Here is an 18,780-nt window from a genome sequence, read left to right on the forward strand (position 1 = left end):
TAAACCAAGATGACGGCATTTGTCACAAGGCTAACTGGACTGTTGTGTGTCGCCCGGACGACCTTCGAAGCATGATCCGTCCATGCCGCCACGAACCGGCGGCAAGGTTTCGAAGGATGCCAGTCATGTATCGCAAGTCCCGTTTCATTGCCGCCTTCGCGCTTGCCGCAGGCCTGCTCGGCGGCATTCCCACCTCGGCCATGGCCGCTGACAAGGAACCGCCGGTCTCGCTCGCCAAGTGCGACAAGAGCTTTGGAACTGTCGCACTGGTCGATGGCGACACGCAAGGCTGGACCAAGTACGGCCTTGGCTCCCCGCGCGAACTGATCGCAGCGCTGGCATCGGAATCCGGCTGCTTCACGGTGCACAATCCTGCCAGCGGCAAGCCGGCATCGTTCCTGATGAATGTGATCGCGGGCGACAAGGAAGAGGTCGACAAGTCGATCGAAACCGCCAAGGGCGTGGCAATGGAAGGCCTCGTGCGTTCGGGTGCGGCAAGCGGCATGCTGCGCGGCATTCCTGGTGGCGGCTCGATGCTCGGCATGTTCGGCGGCTTCGGCGGCAAGAAGAAGGTCGTCGCCGCGGGCATCCGCCTGATCAGCCCTGCCAATGGCCAGACCGTTGCGCAAGGATCGGGCGAGGTGAAGAAGACCACGCTTTCGTTCGGCAACGGCGGCGGCACGATCGGTTCGGTCGCCAACGGTGCGGCAGGGGCCGCCTATGCGGGCAGCAAGGATGGCCAGATGCTGATCGAAGCCTTCGTCAAGGCGTTCAACGCCGTATCGGCGCAGGGACCATCGCTGGCTTCGCTGGCGCCGGCTGCTCCGGCCGTCGCTGCGGCCGCCGCTTCGGCCACGACCGCTGTCGATACGAAGATGTACGGCAATCCCGATGCAAAGTCGGCAGCCTTGCGCACCGTTCGCGCCGGAACCGCTCTCACCCCCACCGGCCAGCGCAATGGTCTTTTCATCGAGGTACAGGACAGCTTCGGCACCAAGGGCTGGGTCTCGGTCGAGGACATGCGCTGAAAACTGAACGGTTGCATGCGGACCGTCCGGCGTGAAATGATCGCGCCGGACGGTTTCGCCGCACATGCGCTGGTTCAGGAGGCTGGGTTCGGGGGTGCAAAGCTGATGGGCAATCTCAATATCCTCTATGTCGAGGACGATCCGCGCGCAGCCCAGGCGGTGCAAGCGCTGCTCGCTGACGACGGCGACCGGCTCGCCTGGGAACAGACCGGCACGGGCGGCCTTCAGCGTGCAGGTGCCGAGCCTTTCGACGTCATTATCCTCGACCGCATGCTTCCCGATCTCGATGGCCTGACAATCGTCTCGCGCCTGCGCTCGGCCGGAGTGGGCACTCCGGTCCTGATGCTTTCGGCGCTGGGCCGCAGCGAGAACCGGATCGAAGGGCTTGAGGCCGGTGTCGACGACTACCTGGCCAAACCCTATGAGCCGCAGGAACTGGTCGCCCGGCTGCGCGCGCTCCATCGTCGGTCGGCAGGCAAGGTCCACGGCGCGGTGATCATCTTCGGCACATTCGAATGCCACGTGAAAGCCCGCACCGCATTCCGCAGTGGCCGACATATCCCGCTTTCGCCGCGCGAGTTCGCGCTATTCCGCTATTTCATGGAGAATGCGGGCGAGACCGTGACGCGCGAGATGCTGCTGCGCGACGTGTGGAACATGAACTTCGATCCCCAGACCAACGTCGTCGACGTCAACATTGGCCGCCTTCGGCGCAAGCTGGAGGAAGGCTTCGCCAGCCCCGCGCTCGAGACGATCTGGGGCGCCGGATACCGCCTGACGAGAGGCGAATGATCACCAGGCCCGCCTTGACGCGTGGCCGTTCGATCTTCGGTCAGCTCACCACCGCCTCGATCCTGATCGCAGTGCTGGCGGTCACCGTGCTGTTTGCGGTTACCATGATCACGATCCAGCGCCAGACACGCGCATCGCTTTCGGCGACGGTCTCGACCGACCTTGCCGGACTTATCGACATCTACGCAACAGGTGGTCGCGACGAGCTGTTGCGCCGCGTGAATGACCGCCAGGACGTTGTAAGTCTCGAGGGGCGGCGCTCGCATTATCTGGTCGCCGATGGTGCCGGAAGGCGGCTTTCGGGCGACGTTGCCCATTGGCCGACTCTCAATGCAGCGCTGTCCGAGGAGGGCTTCGTGACGCTGGCAGGCGGCACCGAGGCCTTTGCGCAAGGGGCAAAACTCGCACCCGATCTCCAGTTGCTGGTGGCGCGCGAATATGACCGGGACCGCATGTCGCTTTTGGTCCTGTCCGGCGTGTTTCTGGCTGTCGGCGCGGCCATTGTCGGAGCTGTGGCCATGGTCGCCTGGTTCACCTCGCGTCATCTGGCGCGCAGGATGGACGCAGTTAACGCCGCATTGGGTTCGGCAGCCGATGGACGTGCCGCGAGCTTTCCGGCCCGCTCGCGCGGGGGTGACGAAATCGACGAGATGGCAGGGCACGGCGCACGCCTGCTGGCGCGGCAGGCCCAACTGCTGAGGGCCTACAAGCAGGTTTCGGAACACGTCGCGCATGAAGTGCGCACGCCGCTGATGCATCTGGATAATCGGCTCGGATCCGCCATGCAGTTACGCGGCGAGGCACCCGGCGGACCATTGGGCCAATCGCGCGAAGACATTCGCGGCATCACCACGATGCTCGATTCGCTGCTCGACATTGCCTCTGCCGAAAGCCGCCGCGGTGATCTGGCGGGGCTTGCCGAACTTGACCTGAGCGCACTGATCGCAAGCCTTGCCGACCTCTACGAAGACAGCGCCGACGAGGCCGGTCTGACCTTTCAGACCGCGATTGCGCCTGGCGTGACGATGCTGGGCGAGCGGATGCAGATCACGCGCCTGCTTTCCAACCTGCTCGACAATGCGATCAAGTACGTGCCGGAGGGAGGCAGCATCCGGCTCGAACTGGCACAGGGACCACGCATCGTCGTGCAGGACGATGGCCCCGGCATCCCGCGTGACCAGCGCGACCGCATTTTCGAACGCTTTGTCCGCGCAACCGCACCGGGCGATCGTCCCGGCCATGGCCTCGGGCTCGCCCTGTCGCGTGCCATTGCCGAGCGCCATGGCCTCGTCCTGCGCCTGGGAGACACCCCGCGAGGCGCACAATTCATCCTGGAGCCTGCCCCATGAACCGTCCTGCCCTGATGGCCTGCATTGCGCTCGCCGCGCTCGGTGGATGCGCAAGCCCTGCCAGCCATTCGGCCGACAGATCCGTGCCGGTGCGCGTGGCCGTAAGCGATGCCAGCGAACCGGCATCCGCCGTGGCAGAGCTGCTTGCCGCCGCCGAGGCAGCGCAAGGCCAGCCCGCGCAGCTCGGTGTCATCATTGCCGCGCTCGATACCTTCGGTGCGCGACCGGCAGATGGCGGGCCGGACCCTGTTGCCGTCTGGCGCTACAAGGCCGAAATGCCCAAAACACCGCCCTATCGCGGGCGCGTTCTGGGGCCTGCCTACAAGGCCGGCATGCTTGAACCCGGCAAGACGGTGCGTCTGCCGCAACTGTTCGACGGAGGCCGCGCCGCAAGGGTAGCGGTGGCGACGCCGGGGCAGGGAAGCCTCGACTTCACCGTGCTGGACGGAGAAGCCAAGCCGGTCTGCCCCCCGGCAAAAGCCCGCAGTCGTCAGTGCACCTGGACCCCGATCTACAGCGGCCGGTTCGAGATCGTGCTGGGCAACTCGAGCGCCAACCCCGCAGGGTACTATCTGGTGATCGACTGATACCGGGTGCGGCGTGGCTGGTGCGATGGTGGAAATGGAGGCCCGAGCCGGAATCGAACCGGCGTAAACGGATTTGCAATCCGGTGCGTAACCACTCCGCCATCGGGCCTCGATCGCAGGAGCTGCGTGGTTCGGGGCGGTTAGCCCGAAGACGGCCATGCCGCAAGGGGTTCTTGCGCGCGATCAGCCTGCAGGCACGAACGAAAGCCTCCGTGCCGCGCTGTCGACCGCTTCCAGCCGCAGATCGAGGCTCTGGCCGGGAACGGCACCGGGAATTTTCGCGCGCGAGACGACCGGAAGATCGATGAGCTGGATGCGCGCCGATTCGCCGTCGGTATCGGTGACGCAGGCGCTGAAGCGCTCGCCTTCGCGACCTTGCAGCATGACCGTCTCGGCAAGATCGATCACCGCGCGCTCGATCTGGCCCGATGTCGCCTCGGCCTTGGCCATAACGGCGGGCAGGCGGCGAAAAGCGTCCTCGACCACATCGGGCACCGGCTGACCATTGGCGACGGCGAGCGTTGCGCGAATGACGTAGCGGTCGGCCAGACGTCGCAACGGCGCGGTGGCGTGGGCATAGGTGGCTGAAATCGCCTCGTGCCACGGGGTGACGCCGGGAATCCATGGCGCGTAACCCGCGCCATTGCCCGCGCGCCGAACCGCCAGCATGAAGGCAGCGTGATGGGGCTTTCGCTGGTCGAGAGTGCGCTCGAATGCCTTGAGGTCATGGTCCTTCGGCCAATCGAGGCCGAGGCCCGCAGCGGTCGACCGGAGGCGTGCCATCGCCTTGGCAGTCGGCCCCGCCATGACGCGGAACAGACCTGTCCCCGCCTGCTGCAGCGCGGCCGCGATCGCAAGATTGGCCGATAGTGACAGCGCGGCGTTGTGCCGCTCGGATTCGAGCAGCGGGCGGAACGCCAGTCCGTAACGCCCTTCGCCAAGCGGCTCCACCTCCTGCTCAGGCGGATCCACACGAGCGGCGCCGCGCGCGGCTTCGGCAGCGTCCATGCGCGCAGCGAACTCTGCAAAGGCCGGCGGAAGCTGCGCCCTTGTCACGTCCGCATAGGCAAGCTTTGCGCGGCTTCGGATCATCGCGCGCTCGGCCCCATCGAGCTGCGCCTCGCCCTGTGGATTCAGGCGCACCGTGAAGATCACTGCGGGGCGCGGGCCATCCGGCAGGAGGCTGGCCGCCCTCTCTGCCAGCGCGGGCGGGTAGAGCCCGGCCTTGCCGTCGGGCAGGTAGAGCGTCTCACCGCGCTTCCACGCCTCGACGTCCAGGGCGTCCCCATCTTCGACGAACCATGCGACATCGGCAATCGCGTAGGACAGGATCAGGTCGGGGCCAGATTGCTCGATCCAGAAAGCCTGATCCAGATCGGTGGAGCTGGCCGGATCGAGCGTGACGAAGGGAATAGCCGTACGATCGAGATGCGCGGTCGGCGCCCGCTGGGCTGCTCGATCGGCAGCTTCCAACACCTGCGGCGGGAAACCTTCGGGCACCTGATATTGCGCGCGGATCGCGGCGAGCCCTTGCGTCAGCGCGCCGAGCGGATCGTGAATGGCCTTCATGCGCCCCTCTTATGCCGCACGATCACGGATCGACAAATTCTCCGGCGCGTTTTTCCATCCCGGCGCGCACGGCTTCCATCTGATTGCGCGAGAACATCAGTTCATGCTGCGCCTTGGATTCGGCCATGAGCACCTCGTCGACGTCCATGTCGGGCGTGCGGTTGGAGAGCATTTTCGCGCTGCGCACCGCGGTCGGACTCTTGCCGGCGATTTCGCGCGCCAGTTGCATCGCATCGAGGAGCGGATTGGCACTGGCATGCGTCGCAAAGCCAAGCCGCACTGCATCCTCGCCAGTGAATTCGCGATGGGTATAGGTCAGTTCGCGCAGCACATCGTCGCGGACGTTGCCGCGCCAAAGCACGTAGCCGGCCATGTCGGGCACAAGGCCCCACTTCACTTCCATCACGGCGAGCCGCGCATCGGGGGCAACGAAGCGGATGTCCGCGCCGCTTGCCACCTGCAGCCCGCCGCCAAAGCAGACGCCGTGGACCGCCGCGATCACCGGCATCGGTAATTTGCGCCAGACCATTGCCGCCTGCTGTGCCCGGTTCGCATTGCCGTGGGTGCGTTCGGTCAGCCCGTCGCCCTGCCCGTTGCCGCTGCCGTCTCCGCCGCCCCAACGCTCAGTGTTGCCCATGCTGGCAAGGTCAAGCCCGGCGCAGAACGAACGCCCCGCACCCGAGAGCACGACGCAGCGCACGCCCTTCGCGTTGTGCAAGTGGTGTCCGGCCGCGATGATCGCCTCGAACATCGCATCATCAAGCGCGTTCATCTTGTCCGCCCGGTCGAGCAGGACGTGAGCGACGTGATCCTCGATGGTGACGGTGACGCGGTCGTGGAAGTTCATTGCTGGCATCCGCTCTTGTCGATTTGTCCGGACGATGTTGCCGAAGGACGCACGCGGGGTCCAGCGTCCTGACGGGAACATGCGACAAAGCGAAGCGGCCCCTACTGCGTGGCAGGAGGGGCCGTTGAATGACTTGCGAGAGGTCGTCGCGATCGGGCCGCGCTCACGCTGCCGAGGAATTGACCCCCATGCTCTGCAGGTAGCGCTTGATGTTGCGCGCGGCCTGGCGGAGACGCTGCTCGTTCTCGACCATGGCGATGCGCACGAAGCCCTCGCCGTCCTCGCCATAGCCGACACCCGGTGCGACCGCGACTTCGGCATGGGTCAGCAATTGCTTCGAGAATTCGAGACTGCCAAGATGGGTCAGCGCAGGCGGAAGCGGTGCCCAGGCGAACATCGAGGCCTTCGGGCTCGGGATGTCCCAACCAGCGCGTCCGAACGATTCGACCATCACGTCGCGGCGCTTCTGGTAAAGTTCGCGGTTCTTGTCGACGATGTCCTGCGGGCCGTTGAGAGCCGCACAGGCCGCAGCCTGAATCGGCGTGAACGCGCCGTAGTCGAGATAGGACTTCACGCGCTTCAATGCAGCGATAAGGCGCGGGTTGCCGACCGCGAAGCCGACGCGCCAGCCCGCCATCGAGAAAGTCTTGGACATCGAGGTGAATTCCACCGCGACATCCTTGGCGCCCGGAACCTCGAGGATCGAACGGGTCGGGTTGCCGTCGAAATACAGCTCGGAATAGGCAAGATCCGACAGGATCCAGACCTTGTTCTCCTTCGCCCAGGCGACCAGCCTTTCGTAGAACGCGAGATCCACCGTCTCGGCCGTCGGGTTTGACGGATAGTTGACGATCAGGATCGACGGGCGCGGCACCGAATACTTCATCGCCCGGTCAAGCGAATCCCAGTAGCGATCGTCCGGCGTGGTCGGCACGGAACGGATCGTCGCTCCGGCGATGATGAAGCCGAAAGTGTGGATCGGGTAGCTCGGATTGGGGGCCAGCACGACATCGCCAGGCGCGGTGATCGCGGTTGCCAGGCTGGCGAGTCCTTCCTTGGAACCCATCGTCATCACCACTTCGGTCTCGGGATCGAGATCGACGTTGAAGCGGCGGCCGTAGTAATTGGCCTGAGCCTTGCGCAGGCCGGGAATGCCCGAGGAGGCCGAGTAGCCATGTGCATCGGGCTTGCGCGCCACTTCGCACAGCTTGTCGATCACGTGAGCGGGCGGCGGAAGATCGGGATTGCCCATGCCGAGGTCGATGATGTCCCTACCGGCGGCGCGCGCGGCGGCCCGCATGCCGTTGACTTCGGCAATGACGTAGGGCGGCAGGCGCTTCATGCGGTAGAATTCTTCGTCCACGGTTGAATACTCATCGAAAAGGCGCGGCAGGAGTGCCGCAATCTGGCCCTTACGCCAAAACCTTTGGAGTGGGAACCTCGCACGAGAGGTTGCGCATGCAGGCCAAGACAGGGCTGCCAAGTCGACCGGCGGCGTGTATAGTCGGCGAAGACGTAACGGCAAAGGGACGCGCATGACGGACAAGGCGGGCAATGATTCGATCGTGATCGAGGACGTGTTCCGTCAGCAGGGGGAGGCGATGCGCAGTCTTTTTGCCCCGCTCATGCCGGGTGGCCAGGCTCTCGCCACCGATCCGGCCGATATGCAGCACTGGGCAATGTCTGCTGCCAAGCTTCAGAAGATGTGGCTCGATTTCAGCGCAGAGCAGGCCGGACATGTCGAGCCGATGCTGGCCAAGATGGGCGACATCGGCAAGTGGACGCAGACATTCATGTCAATGGCCGGCCAGCTTCCGTTCGCGCAGGCCGAGACGCAGGCAAAGCTCTGGAACGAAAGCATGGCGCTGTGGAGCACAGTGATGGGTCAGTTTGTCCCGGGCACGCAGCCTGCCTCTGATGCCCCCGCCCTGCCACGAAAGGATCGCCGCTTTGCCGACAAACGCTGGCACGAGCAGCCCGCCTTCGCGCTGATCCACCAGACCTACCTTTTCCTTTCGGAAAAGCTTCACGACATGGCGCGCGATGCGCAAGGGCTCTCGCCCGAGCGCAAGGAACAGCTCATGTTCGCGACCAAGGTCGTGACCGATGCGCTGTCGCCCGCGAACTTCCCCTTCACCAACCCTGTCGTGATCGAGCGCACGATGGAGACGAAGGGGGAGAATCTGGTCAAGGGCGTGGAGCATCTGCTCAACGACCTGCGCAAGGGCCAGCTCACCCACACCGACCCGAACGCTTTCGAACTCGGCCGCAACATCGCCGTCACCCCGGGCAAGGTGGTGCACGAAACGCCGCTGTTCCAGCTGATCCAGTATTCGCCGACCACGGACGAGGTGTTCGAGGTGCCGCTGGTGATTTTCCCGCCGTGGATCAACCGCTTCTACATCCTCGATCTCAATCCGCAGAAGAGCTTCATCCGCTGGGCGGTGGCGCAAGGGCTGACGGTGTTCGTCGTGTCGTGGAAATCGGCCGACGCTTCGATGGCCGAGGTCGTCTGGGACGATTACATCCGCTCACAGATTGAGGCGATCGACCATGTTCGGGCACGCCTGAAAGTCCCGGCTGTCCATACGATCGGTTATTGCGTTGCCGGTACGACGCTGGCGGCGACACTGGCCGTGCTGGCGCGTCGCGGCGAAGGCGACAAGGTTGCCAGCGCCACGTTCTTCACCGCGCAGGTGGATTTCGACGATGCCGGCGAGCTCAGGAACTTCATCGACGATGGCCAGCTGAAGATGCTGGAGTCGCTGTCGACCGATGGCTTCCTTGATGGACGCTACATGGCAGCGACGTTCAACGCGCTGCGGGGCTCGGACCTCATCTGGAACTACGTGGTCAACAACTACCTCCTCGGCCAGGACTATCCCGCATTCGACCTGCTGCACTGGAATGGCGACACGACGAACCTGCCATCGAAGTGGCATCAGGCCTATCTGTGCGATCTCTACCGGGACAACCGGCTGGTGATCCCTGACGCGATGGTTGCCGATAATACGCCAATCGACCTGCGCCGCATTGCAACACCATGCTATATTCAGGCGGGGCGCGAAGATCATATTGCCCCGCCGCAGAGCGTATGGAAACTGACGCGTCATCTTGCCGGAGACTGGCGCTTCGTGCTTGCAGGATCAGGGCATATCGCCGGGGTGGTCAATCCGCCCGAATCCGGGAAGTACCAGTATTGGCTCAATCCCGCCGAGACCGGCAGCCTTGAGCAGTTCGTGGCGGGCGCTAGCGAGACAAAAGGCAGCTGGTGGCCCGATTGGATCGCATGGATCGAAGGGCGCGCGCCGCGCAAGGTTGCTGCAAAGGGCAAACGCGCGCCTGGCGGGAAGAGCGATCCGGTGATCGAAAACGCACCGGGTCGATACGTCCGGATGCGATGATAACGATCCCATACGGCTCGATCCATTTCGGAAATTGTGCACTGCACAAAAACTCTTGACATCCTGCAGCGCAGTATTATTTTGTGCACTGCAACAAGCGTGAAATGTGAACACCTCATGTTCGCCATGCTTGAACGCAGGAGTCGTTGAGATGGTCGATGAAGTGAAGGTCAGCACGGACGAGCCTACCCCCGCGGTGGACGCGATCGTTGCCCAGCCCGAAGTTCCGGCAGTTGAAGCGGTGGAGCCGGAACAGCCGATTGCCGAAGAACCGAGCAAGTCGGTCCGCGCTCCCAAGGCAAAGGCCAAGGCCGCGCCGGTGGAAGCATCGGCCCCGGTCGAAGCGGTGGTTCCCGCGCCGGCAAAGCCGGTGAAGGTACGCAAGCCGGTGAAAAAGGCCGCTGCCCCCACTCTAGCCAAGGCCCGCGCGCCCAAGCTGCCCGTCAAGGCGGCCGCGCCAGTGCCTGCGGTGAAGCCCGCAAGCAAGCGTCCTTTCACCGCCAAACCTCGGGTCACAACGACCCCGGTCAAGACCCAAAGCGTGAAATCTTTCGTCGGCAGCGCAAAAGCGCCGACGTCCAGGAAGGAACTTTTTGCAATGGCTACCACCACCACCGAATTCACCGACAAGCTGCAGACCGCGTTCAAGGACGCCCAGGAAAAGGCCAAGGCCGCGTTCGGCGATGCCGGCTCGTTCGCCAAGGGCAATGTCGAAGCGATCGTCGAATCGTCGAAGATCCTCGCCACTGGCCTGCAGGACATGACCAAGGGTTATGTCGCCGAGACCAAGACCTCGTTCGAGACCATGACTGCTGACGTCAAGGACCTCGCGACGGTCAAGTCGCCCACCGAATTCTTCGAAAAGCAGTCGGCCCTGATGCGCAAGAACTTCGACGCTGCGGTTGCCGCCAGCTCGAAGAACAGCGAAGCCATGCTCAAGCTGGTCAACGAAGCGTTCCAGCCGATCTCGACCCGCGTCAGCCTCGCGGTCGAAAAGATCAAGCAGGCCGCCTGATTGCACAGAGGCGACTGAGGCAAGGGTATCCTTGCCGCAGCGCCCGCCTGCATGAGATCATCGGACCGGATGGGCCTTGGCCCTTCCGGTCCGATTGCTTTTCGAAGCGAACAGACTGACGCTTTTGCGGGGCTTCAGACCGATTCCGAGCGAGCATGCCCGCGCTGCCTCTTGTCGTAAGGCGCTGGGAATGCGATATTCAGGTCCATCATGAGCATCGATCGCCTTGCCTCAACGGACATGTCCGTTCCCCAGCGTTGCGCCGGGGACGATGATTCGCGCGGGCCAGGCGGCGACGACCAAGTCGGTATCGCCACCAAGACACGCGCCAAGCCCAAAAAGCCAAGCCAGTTCAAGGTGCTGATGCTGAACGACGACTACACGCCGATGGAATTCGTCGTGATGGTCCTGAAGCGCTTCTTCCACATGGACCTGGAACAGGCAACGCGCGTCATGCTGCACGTTCATCAGCGCGGCGTCGGCGTTTGCGGCATCTTTCCCTATGAAATTGCCGAAACCAAGGTGAACCAGGTGATGGACTTTGCGCGGCAGAACCAGCACCCGCTGCAGTGTACGCTCGAGAAAGCCTGACGACGGCAAGAAAGAACCGGGCGCGTGGCCCGGTTCCGGTTTCTGGCCAGAAGCGCGCCGTCAGTGGGCGCAGGCAGACTGCTCATTATCATCCTGCCGAGCCAACGCTCTCAGCAAGGCGGCGAGCAATGCCATCGACAGGCTGCTTGCGTTGCGCGAGTGCGCCCCGGCTCTCCCCTGCGGTATGACCTGAGCAATGAACGAGCCATCCTTCATTCGCCCGCCCGTGAAAATCGCATCACGGGGAACGACCGCTATTGCTGCGCTCTCAAACGCCCCTGAGTCTGCCAGCAGCGAAATCCACTGGCTGGCGACGTCCTTGCGCCCCGCATCCGGAACCAGATCGAAATCGGCAAGCTCGCGCAAGACCCTTTCGAACCCTTTGCGCTGCTCGCCCGGCGCAAGCTGTTCGCACCAGTCGGCAAGCTCGCTGTAGTAATCGGCGGCACTCTCGCCATGGGTCTCCGCTTTCAAGCTTCTCGCACCGATCTGTTCGTAGGACACGCTGGAACTCCTGTCGCCATCGCGTCCTCCATATAACCTTTAGCCATTTAAAACTATATCTTTCGTTTATGGATGTCGGAAGTGGCAGCTTTTTCCTTCCCCGCGAGCGGCGTTGCGGCTAGTCCCTGCCGCACAGGCAACGTTCATGCGCAGAGCGACATGGCTCGGTGCCGGGGCGTTTCGTATCCACCAGGGTTGTCTTGCAGCCTCGCAGCCAGATCACTTTCAGATAAGTCCAACTCCGCACAGTGAAATTTCTCACCGCCACCGACCGCTATATCGCCCGGCTCGTCTTCGTGCCGATGCTGTCGGTGTTCGTGCTGGCCGCGTCGCTGCTGATCCTCGACAAGATGCTGAAGCTGTTCGATTTTGTCGCGACGCAAGGCGGACCTGTCAGCGTCGTGTTCAAGATGCTGGCAAACCTGCTGCCCGAATACGCCAGTCTCGCCATCCCGCTCGGCCTCATGCTCGGCATCCTGTTCGCGTTCCGCAAGCTTGCGATGAGCTCGGAGCTCGACGTGATGCGCGCGGTCGGACTGTCCTACACCCGCCTGTTGCGCGTGCCCTACATGTTCGCGATCGCACTTGCCCTGCTCAATCTGCTGATCGTCAGCTATCTCCAGCCGCTTTCGCGCTATTATTACGAACAGCTCCAGTTCGAGCTGCGCTCGGGCGCGCTGGGCGCCTCGATCAAGGTGGGCGAGTTCAACTCATTGCAGGACCGCACCGCGCTGCGCGTGGATTCGAGCAGGGACGAAGGCCGCGATCTGCGCGGCATCTTTGCGCGCATCCAGACCGGCAACGGGCAGGTCATGGTCATCTCGGCGCGCGAGGGGCGCTTCTTCGCCAACCGCGAGAGCCCCGACACGGTGATCCTGCGCCTGACCGATGGCCAGATCGTTCAGGACGGACCGGGCATCGTCTCGCCCCGCGTGCTGAGCTTCGCCAGCCACGATTTGCCGATCGATCTCCCGAAGATCGAGCAGTTCCGCCAGCGCGGTGATGCCGACCGCGAATACTTCCTGCCCGAGCTTCTGCAGATCGGCTGGAATGACCGCTATTCCGAGAACTTGCGCAACCAGAGCAAGGCGAGCCTGAACTACCGCCTAGTCGAAGTGGTGATGATGTTTTTGTTGCCGCTGCTGGCAGTGGCGCTCGCCGTCCCGCCCAAGCGCTCGACTTCGGCGTTGGGCGTGTTTCTGTCGATCGTGCTGGTCGTCGCCTATCACAAGGTCAACCAGTACGGACAGGACGTGGCCAGCCTCGGCAGGGTCGATCCGGTGCTCGCGCTCTGGGGTCCCTTCGTCGCCTTTGCCGCGCTGATCGTGTGGATGTACTGGCGGATCGCCTATGTGCCGGGCGGCCAGCCGATCGGCGCGCTCGAGACCGGATTTGCCAAGGTCTCGCGGATGGTGCGCAAGCTGTTCCAGCGCAAGCCGCTGCGCGACGAACCCGTCTCGGACGATGGCGAGGAGTCCGTGCATGCAGCTTGAGTTTTTCCCCTCGCGCACGCTTGCCACCTATATCGCCAAGATGTTTGTGGTGCGCATCCTTGCGGTGCTGCTAATGCTTGTGCTCGTCCTGCAGATGCTCGATCTTTTGAGCGAAAGCGGCAAGGTGCTTGCTGCCCCCGGCAACGGACAGGGCCAGCTGCTGACTTACGTCTCGCTGCGCATGCCGCAGCTCGTGAGCCGGTTCCTGCCCTATTCGGTGCTGCTGGCCACGATCATCACGCTGATGACGCTGAACCAGAACAGCGAGGTCATCGCGATGAAGGCAGCTGGCCTTTCAGCACATCAGGTGCTGGCGCCGCTTTTCCTGGTGGCGGCCGCCACCTCCATCGTCACCTTCGCCTTCAACGAACGCATCGTCACCCGTTCGACCTCGACGCTCAAGGCGTGGCAGAATGTCGAATATGGGCCGATCCCGCGTGAATCGGCGATCAAGACCAATGTCTGGCTGCAGGATGGGCCGAACATCCTCTTTGCGCGGTCCGTGGCCGGCCAGGGCAAGGCCATGACCATGAACGGGGTGAGCTGGTATCGCCGTGACCCGACAGGCATGGTCACCGAGATCGTCACGGCACCTTCGGCAGCCTATGCCAATCCCGGCTGGACGTTCCGCCAGCCCGATATGTTCGACGTGCAGAGCGCGCGCAAGACGAAGTCTGCGACCGATCAGGTCTTTGCGAAGTCGGTCGAGCCCGTGCAGGTGGCGATTAGCAAGGTCGATGCCGACGCTGAACCGATCAGCGAACTGACCGGCTCGATCGCCGCGATCCGAGAGGCGGGATTCCGCACGACAGAGATCGACGGCAAGTGGTGGCATAAGCTTTCGGGGCCGCTGTCGGCGCTGCTCATGCCTCTGCTCGGCGCAGTTGCCGCGTTCGGCCTTGCGCGTTCGGGGCACCTGTTCGTCCGCGCCGTGACCGGCATGGCGCTGGGCTTTGCCTACTTCGTGTTCGACAATGCCGCGCTGGCGATGGGGAATTTCGGGGCATATCCACCGTTTCTGGCGGCTTGGGCACCGTTCGTGCTGTTTCTGCTGATCGGCGAAACGGTCCTTATCCGCACCGAGGAGTGATCCCCGGCGCGGATCCGGAGTTCGTTCAGCGCGGAAGCATGGTGCTGCGCGCCAGTCGTCCTACCAGCGGCATCAGCCCCTTGTAGTTTGCCTTCTCGTAGGTCGAGCCGAGGCCGAGGTGTGCGCGGATGCGATGGTGCGCCTCGTTCAGCGCGTGATAGGGCATAGAAGGCAAAAGGTGGTGCAACGCATGGTAGCGCAGGCCCACAGGAGCCCAGAGCGGGGCCAGCCAGGCCGGCGGCGGCACGTTGACCGAATCGAGGTACTGGCCGGTCACGGTCATCGCCTCACCCTCGTTCTCCCACAGATGCGCCACGAGTGTGCGGATCTGGTTGAGCAGCGCCGTCAGCGCGACCACGGCGAGGCCGATGAGCAGCGGACGCCATGAATGCGTGGCGCTCCACGCAAGGACGAAGATTGCCCAGGCCGAAGCGCCAAGTTCCTGCCAGAACACCATGCGCGCAAAATCGCCCTCGGGCGGGCGGCGGCGGAAATCGGGATTGATCGAGAGCGACGAGGCCCGCTCCCACACCAGCCTGCGCAAGGGAGGGATGACGACGCCCAGCGGCACGAGCACGGCAAAGCGGATGAGCAGGCCCACCGGCAACAGCAGGGCCGAGATCACGAACACCGGCAGCGACCACGGCTTCATCAGGGCAAGCGGCAGGTATTCCGGGTCTTCCGTGGTGCCATAGCGGGTGCGAGCATGGTGCAGCGTGTGCACGCCTTCGTACATCAGCGACGGAATCAGCATGGGAATGCCGACCAGCAGGTTCCACGCAAAGCGGAAACCGGGCAGCGCGGTCTTGTGGATATGGGTGAGCTCGTGAATGAACAGCAGCGCGCGATAGAGCGCGAGCGAAGCAACCAGCCCCGAAGCGACCGCGATCCATGGCGTTTCGATCAGGATCGCGCCGGCCAGCGCGGCATAGCCGAGCGCCACCGAAACGAGCATGTCGGGCCAGTAGATTTCAGGCCGGGCCGTGGCGATGTCGCGCGTCAATTCGACCGCTGCGCGAAGCATTTCCTTGTCATCAGGCGTGCCGGCAAGGCCGCGCGGCAGCGAAGGCTGCGCGGGTGCGGCAGCGCGGGGGGTAAGCGTATCGGTGGCAATCATGCGAAAAACTTCCAGTGTGACCCTTGTTGTCGCGTCCCGTGCGTGGCTGCACCAAGCCGCTCATTTTCGCCTGAAGCGCCCCCACTTGCGCCTTCGGCTTGACATTATACCGGATTGAACCGCAGTTCCCCGGGCAAATTCCCGCTTACCCGCAAACAAAGGCAAGATCGTGGCTCAGGGCGAAGTAATCATCACTCCCGTTTCCGGCAAGGCTGACCGAAAGGCCTTCGTCGACCTTGCCTACTCGATGAACGCGGGCGATCCGGCCTGGGTGCCGCCGCTGCGGATGGAAGCCGAGGAACTGATCACGCCGGGCAAGAACCCGTTCTTCGAACATGCCGATGTCCAGCTTTTCCTTGCCCGCCGTGGGCAGAAGCCGGTCGGCCGCATCTCGGCCCACATCGATCATCTTGCCACCGCCATGGACCCATCGCAGGGCATGGGGCCCGGCACCGGCAACTGGGGCCTGCTCGAAGCCGAGGACGAGACTGTCGCCCGCGCCCTGATCGCGCATGCCGAGGGCTGGCTTCGCGCCAAGGGCATGACCCGCGTGCTCGCGCCGCTTTCGATGTCGATCTGGGAAGAACCGGGCCAGCTGGTAAAGGGATTCGACCACTCGCCCACGGTGATGATGGGCCACCAGCCCGAGCGCTACAACGACTACATCAAGGCGCTCGGCTATCAGGTGGCCAAGACCCTCAACACCTATGATCTCGACATCAGGCACGAGTTCCCGCCGCTGATCCAGCGCATCATCGCGTCGGGCGAGAAAAACCCCAAGATCCGCATCCGCAATGTCGACAAATCGAAGTTCGAAGCCGAAGCCGCGCTGATTCTCGACATTCTCAACGATGCATGGTCGGACAACTGGGGCTTTGTGCCTTTTTCCGATTCCGAGATCATGTATGCCGGCAAGAAGTTCAAACCGATCGTGCGCGAGGACCTGATCATGGTCGCCGAGTATGAGGGTGAGCCGGTCGCGTTCATGATGACGCTGCCTGACCTCAACGAAGTGATCAAGCCGATGGGGGGGAGCCTGTTCCCGTTCAACTGGGCCAAGCTGCTGCTCTGGTTGCGCAAGCCCAAGGTGCGCACGATGCGCGTCCCGCTGATGGGCGTGCGCAAGCGCCTGCAATCCTCGCGGCTTGCCAGCCAGCTGGCTTTCATGATGATCGAATACATCCGTCGCAACTCCATCCGCGATTATGGCGCGACGCGGGGCGAGATCGGCTGGATCCTCGAGGACAATCAGGGAATGAACGCGATCGCCGAAGCGATCGACAGCCAGATCAACAAGGCCTACGTGATATACGACAAGGCGCTCTGATTTCGTCCGGAAGGGTTTCTCTCAAAGGAACCGACACTGCGCTCCCGACGTTTTCACTGCGGACGTCATGAGGGAACAGGTACGGTGCTTAACGAGGGCCATGATCCGGGCAACGCCGTGCCACCCCGCAAGCGTCGCACACTGGGCGCGGCGCTGGTGGTCGAAGATGATGCGCTGATCGCCATGGACATCGCAGAGGCGCTGGCCGAGGCTGGTGCCGATCCCGTGGTCATCTGCCCTAGCATCGCTGAGGCAATGGATGCGCTTGCCCGGACAATGCCGGCAGTGTTGGTACTCGACGTTCATCTGGCCGACCGCGACGATGGTTGGGCTCTGGCCGAGCTTGCAATCCAGTTGAGCGAAACCCCGCCACGGATCGTGTTCACCACCGGCACGCCTGAATCCATCCCGGCTTCTGCCGCCCAGCTGGGACATGTGCTGGCTAAGCCATTCCGCACCAGGGACTTGATCTCGATCGTGGAACGCGAAAAAAGCGGCGGTCTGTTCGGACGCATTCGCGACGCGCTGTCGAACCGCAACTGAGCCCCGAAAATCGGTACGGGTAACCCCGACCACGCTACCATGAAGCGCGGCCGGGGCGTCCGACCTTCGAAAAAAGGTCCCCGCCGTTTCCGACGGGGACCTTTCGGGATCGTATCACCAGCCGCTTGGACGGGAGGGGGGGTCTCGGCGGTGACAAGGATAAAACGAGCCTAAAAGACGACGGTTCCCTCAACTCCGAAAATTTTTTTCTCTCTTACAATCATATAATTAGAGCAAAACCCCTCAAATATATGGCCGTGGGGCGGCAAGTGCGCTGGCTTCGATCCCGGCAAAGGTTCTGGCTGCGCCGATATCAGGAATGCGGATGGCGTTGAGAGTCCAGTCGACAAGTCGCATGCGGCGCAGCGCCTGCAACGTCCGGTTGGTATGGACGAGCGACAAACCGAGCATGTCAGCTATCTGCCCTTGCGTTATCGTGATCGACAGAACGCCCTCGGGGGCAAGCCCTGTATCGAACGCACGCTGGACAAGGAAAACCGCAAGCGCCGCCATGCGCTCGCGCGCGTTACGCTGACCAAGCGAGACGATGTGTTCCTCAAGCGCGGCCTCCTCGTGAGCGGCGAGCCATGTCAGATCGAAGGACAGGCGCGGCTGGCTGGTGACCATGTCGAAGAAGCGCTCCTTGCCAAAGACGCAAAGGGTGGCAGACGTCACTGCTTCCACGGAGTGGCCCATCTCCTCGTCGAGCGCAGCCTGCAGCCCGATGAAATCACCGGGAAACATGAAGTTGATGATCTGGCGTCGGCCGTCCTCAAGGAGGCGTGTACGCATCAGTATTCCCGAAAGCACGGTGTACAGCTGCCGCGGACGGCTGCCCTGGCTGAACACCTGCTCACCGCGCAGAAGCTGAATCTCACCCTGCCGGAAGGTCGCGATCCAGGCACGCAGATCGGGAGGGGGTTGTCGCAGACCCTCGCAGTCAACCAGCGGGCATTGCGCGCATCGCGCGCCTGCCAGTGCCGAAGGTTGCTCGAAATCGTCGTCTCTTGCCATCTGCGTCCCCTTGCAGTCTGAGCCAAGCATGCACCACTCGACAAGCGCTATGTCAAAAGACAGGGTTTGTTCCCCGGATGTGCCCTATCGGGGAAGCATGTGTGGGGACCAAGGGCGATTTGCCGTGCAGACTGAAACGGAATCACCGCTGGTCCTCGTCGTCGAGGACAGCGTGCTGGTTGCGATGGCCATTGAAGATGCGCTGATCGAGCGCGGCTTTGCGGTGGAAGTGGCATCGACTTTGGCGGGAGCAGAAGCGCTGCTTGCGCGGCGCACGCCCGTGGCAGCGCTGCTGGACCTCCATCTGCCCGACGGCAATACACTCGACCTTGCCCTGCAGCTTCGTGATGCCGGATGCGCCATCGCGATAAGCTCCGCCTACGATGCAGACCAGGTTCCCGAGGAACACGCCTTCGCCTCGCAATTTCGCAAGCCGGTTTCGCCCGACATTCTTGCCGAATGGGCGATGGTCGTGGCCGCACCCGGGCGCGAATAGGCCTTGCCCTTGCC

18 protein-coding genes and 1 tRNA gene are annotated in these 18,780 nt (G+C 63.3%); 12 read left to right on the top strand and 7 right to left on the bottom strand.

The window, feature by feature from the left end:
- The first annotated feature begins 125 nt into the window (after positions 1-125).
- The 4 genes from AC2A04_RS15660 to AC2A04_RS15675 all read left to right on the top strand — a co-directional run bounded on the left by AC2A04_RS15660 (position 126) and on the right by AC2A04_RS15675 (position 3,756).
- Positions 126-1,028 (top strand): SH3 domain-containing protein, encoded by a 903-nt coding sequence (locus tag AC2A04_RS15660; protein ID WP_484213291.1) that lies wholly within the window; start codon positions 126-128, stop codon positions 1,026-1,028.
- A 105-nt stretch (positions 1,029-1,133) separates the two neighbouring features.
- Entirely contained in the window at positions 1,134-1,820 is a 687-nt protein-coding gene (locus AC2A04_RS15665; RefSeq protein WP_484213424.1) for a response regulator transcription factor, read from the top strand.
- Complete coding sequence (locus AC2A04_RS15670) at positions 1,817-3,169, top strand: sensor histidine kinase (RefSeq protein ID WP_484213292.1); 1,353 nt, start codon at positions 1,817-1,819, stop codon at positions 3,167-3,169. Before AC2A04_RS15665 ends, AC2A04_RS15670 begins: the two co-directional genes overlap by 4 nt.
- On the top strand, positions 3,166-3,756 hold the full coding sequence (locus AC2A04_RS15675) for a hypothetical protein (protein ID WP_484213293.1): 591 nt from the start codon (positions 3,166-3,168) through the stop codon (positions 3,754-3,756). The genes AC2A04_RS15670 and AC2A04_RS15675 overlap by 4 nt, the downstream gene beginning before the upstream one ends.
- Before the next feature lie 35 nt (positions 3,757-3,791).
- Here AC2A04_RS15675 and AC2A04_RS15680 read toward each other — a convergent pair.
- The 4 genes from AC2A04_RS15680 to AC2A04_RS15695 all read right to left on the bottom strand — a co-directional run bounded on the left by AC2A04_RS15680 (position 3,792) and on the right by AC2A04_RS15695 (position 7,535).
- Positions 3,792-3,865: transfer RNA gene (locus tag AC2A04_RS15680), tRNA-Cys, on the bottom strand.
- Positions 3,866-3,939: 74 nt separating this feature from the next.
- On the bottom strand, positions 3,940-5,325 hold the full coding sequence (locus AC2A04_RS15685; RefSeq protein ID WP_484213294.1) for an RNB domain-containing ribonuclease: 1,386 nt from the start codon (positions 5,323-5,325) through the stop codon (positions 3,940-3,942).
- A gap of 22 nt (positions 5,326-5,347) precedes the next feature.
- Positions 5,348-6,181, bottom strand: coding sequence for a crotonase/enoyl-CoA hydratase family protein (locus AC2A04_RS15690; protein ID WP_484213295.1), 834 nt, complete (start codon positions 6,179-6,181; stop codon positions 5,348-5,350).
- 154 nt (positions 6,182-6,335) lie between these two features.
- Entirely contained in the window at positions 6,336-7,535 is a 1,200-nt protein-coding gene (locus AC2A04_RS15695; RefSeq protein WP_484213296.1) for an LL-diaminopimelate aminotransferase, read from the bottom strand.
- A 172-nt stretch (positions 7,536-7,707) separates the two neighbouring features.
- Between AC2A04_RS15695 and AC2A04_RS15700 the strand changes: the two genes are divergently transcribed.
- The 3 genes from AC2A04_RS15700 to clpS all read left to right on the top strand — a co-directional run bounded on the left by AC2A04_RS15700 (position 7,708) and on the right by clpS (position 11,182).
- Positions 7,708-9,576: a PHA/PHB synthase family protein gene (locus AC2A04_RS15700; protein ID WP_484213297.1), complete on the top strand. Its 1,869-nt coding sequence runs from the start codon at positions 7,708-7,710 to the stop codon at positions 9,574-9,576.
- Between the two features lie 151 nt (positions 9,577-9,727).
- Positions 9,728-10,591 (top strand): phasin family protein, encoded by an 864-nt coding sequence (locus AC2A04_RS15705; protein WP_484213298.1) that lies wholly within the window; start codon positions 9,728-9,730, stop codon positions 10,589-10,591.
- Between the two features lie 210 nt (positions 10,592-10,801).
- Complete coding sequence (clpS, locus tag AC2A04_RS15710) at positions 10,802-11,182, top strand: ATP-dependent Clp protease adapter ClpS (protein WP_484213299.1); 381 nt, start codon at positions 10,802-10,804, stop codon at positions 11,180-11,182.
- Between the two features lie 60 nt (positions 11,183-11,242).
- On the opposite strand, the gene AC2A04_RS15715 is transcribed toward clpS, so the two are convergent.
- Entirely contained in the window at positions 11,243-11,686 is a 444-nt protein-coding gene (locus AC2A04_RS15715; RefSeq protein WP_484213300.1) for a hypothetical protein, read from the bottom strand.
- Positions 11,687-11,934: 248 nt separating this feature from the next.
- Between AC2A04_RS15715 and lptF the strand changes: the two genes are divergently transcribed.
- Both lptF and lptG read left to right on the top strand, forming a co-directional pair.
- Entirely contained in the window at positions 11,935-13,179 is a 1,245-nt protein-coding gene (gene lptF / locus AC2A04_RS15720; RefSeq protein ID WP_484213301.1) for an LPS export ABC transporter permease LptF, read from the top strand.
- Positions 13,169-14,269 carry an LPS export ABC transporter permease LptG gene (lptG, locus tag AC2A04_RS15725; protein WP_484213302.1) on the top strand — a complete coding sequence of 367 codons (1,101 nt, stop codon included), beginning with the start codon at positions 13,169-13,171 and terminating at the stop codon, positions 14,267-14,269. Before lptF ends, lptG begins: the two co-directional genes overlap by 11 nt.
- Positions 14,270-14,294: 25 nt before the next feature.
- Here lptG and AC2A04_RS15730 read toward each other — a convergent pair whose 3' ends face one another.
- A complete protein-coding gene (locus AC2A04_RS15730; protein WP_484213303.1) occupies positions 14,295-15,386 on the bottom strand; it encodes a fatty acid desaturase family protein in 1,092 nt (363 codons plus the stop codon).
- Between the two features lie 169 nt (positions 15,387-15,555).
- On the opposite strand from AC2A04_RS15730, the gene AC2A04_RS15735 reads away from it, so the two are divergent.
- Both AC2A04_RS15735 and AC2A04_RS15740 read left to right on the top strand, forming a co-directional pair.
- Complete coding sequence (locus tag AC2A04_RS15735; protein ID WP_484213304.1) at positions 15,556-16,713, top strand: N-acetyltransferase; 1,158 nt, start codon at positions 15,556-15,558, stop codon at positions 16,711-16,713.
- Positions 16,714-16,797: 84 nt separating this feature from the next.
- A complete protein-coding gene (locus AC2A04_RS15740) occupies positions 16,798-17,256 on the top strand; it encodes a response regulator (protein WP_484213305.1) in 459 nt (152 codons plus the stop codon).
- 243 nt (positions 17,257-17,499) lie between these two features.
- Here AC2A04_RS15740 and AC2A04_RS15745 read toward each other — a convergent pair whose 3' ends face one another.
- Positions 17,500-18,270 carry a Crp/Fnr family transcriptional regulator gene (locus tag AC2A04_RS15745; protein ID WP_484213306.1) on the bottom strand — a complete coding sequence of 257 codons (771 nt, stop codon included), beginning with the start codon at positions 18,268-18,270 and terminating at the stop codon, positions 17,500-17,502.
- A 124-nt stretch (positions 18,271-18,394) separates the two neighbouring features.
- On the opposite strand from AC2A04_RS15745, the gene AC2A04_RS15750 reads away from it, so the two are divergent.
- Positions 18,395-18,766, top strand: coding sequence for a response regulator (locus AC2A04_RS15750; RefSeq protein WP_484213307.1), 372 nt, complete (start codon positions 18,395-18,397; stop codon positions 18,764-18,766).
- Positions 18,767-18,780: the final 14 nt, after the last annotated feature.

This window comes from Novosphingobium sp. HNCC26DJ243 (assembly GCF_057180545.1).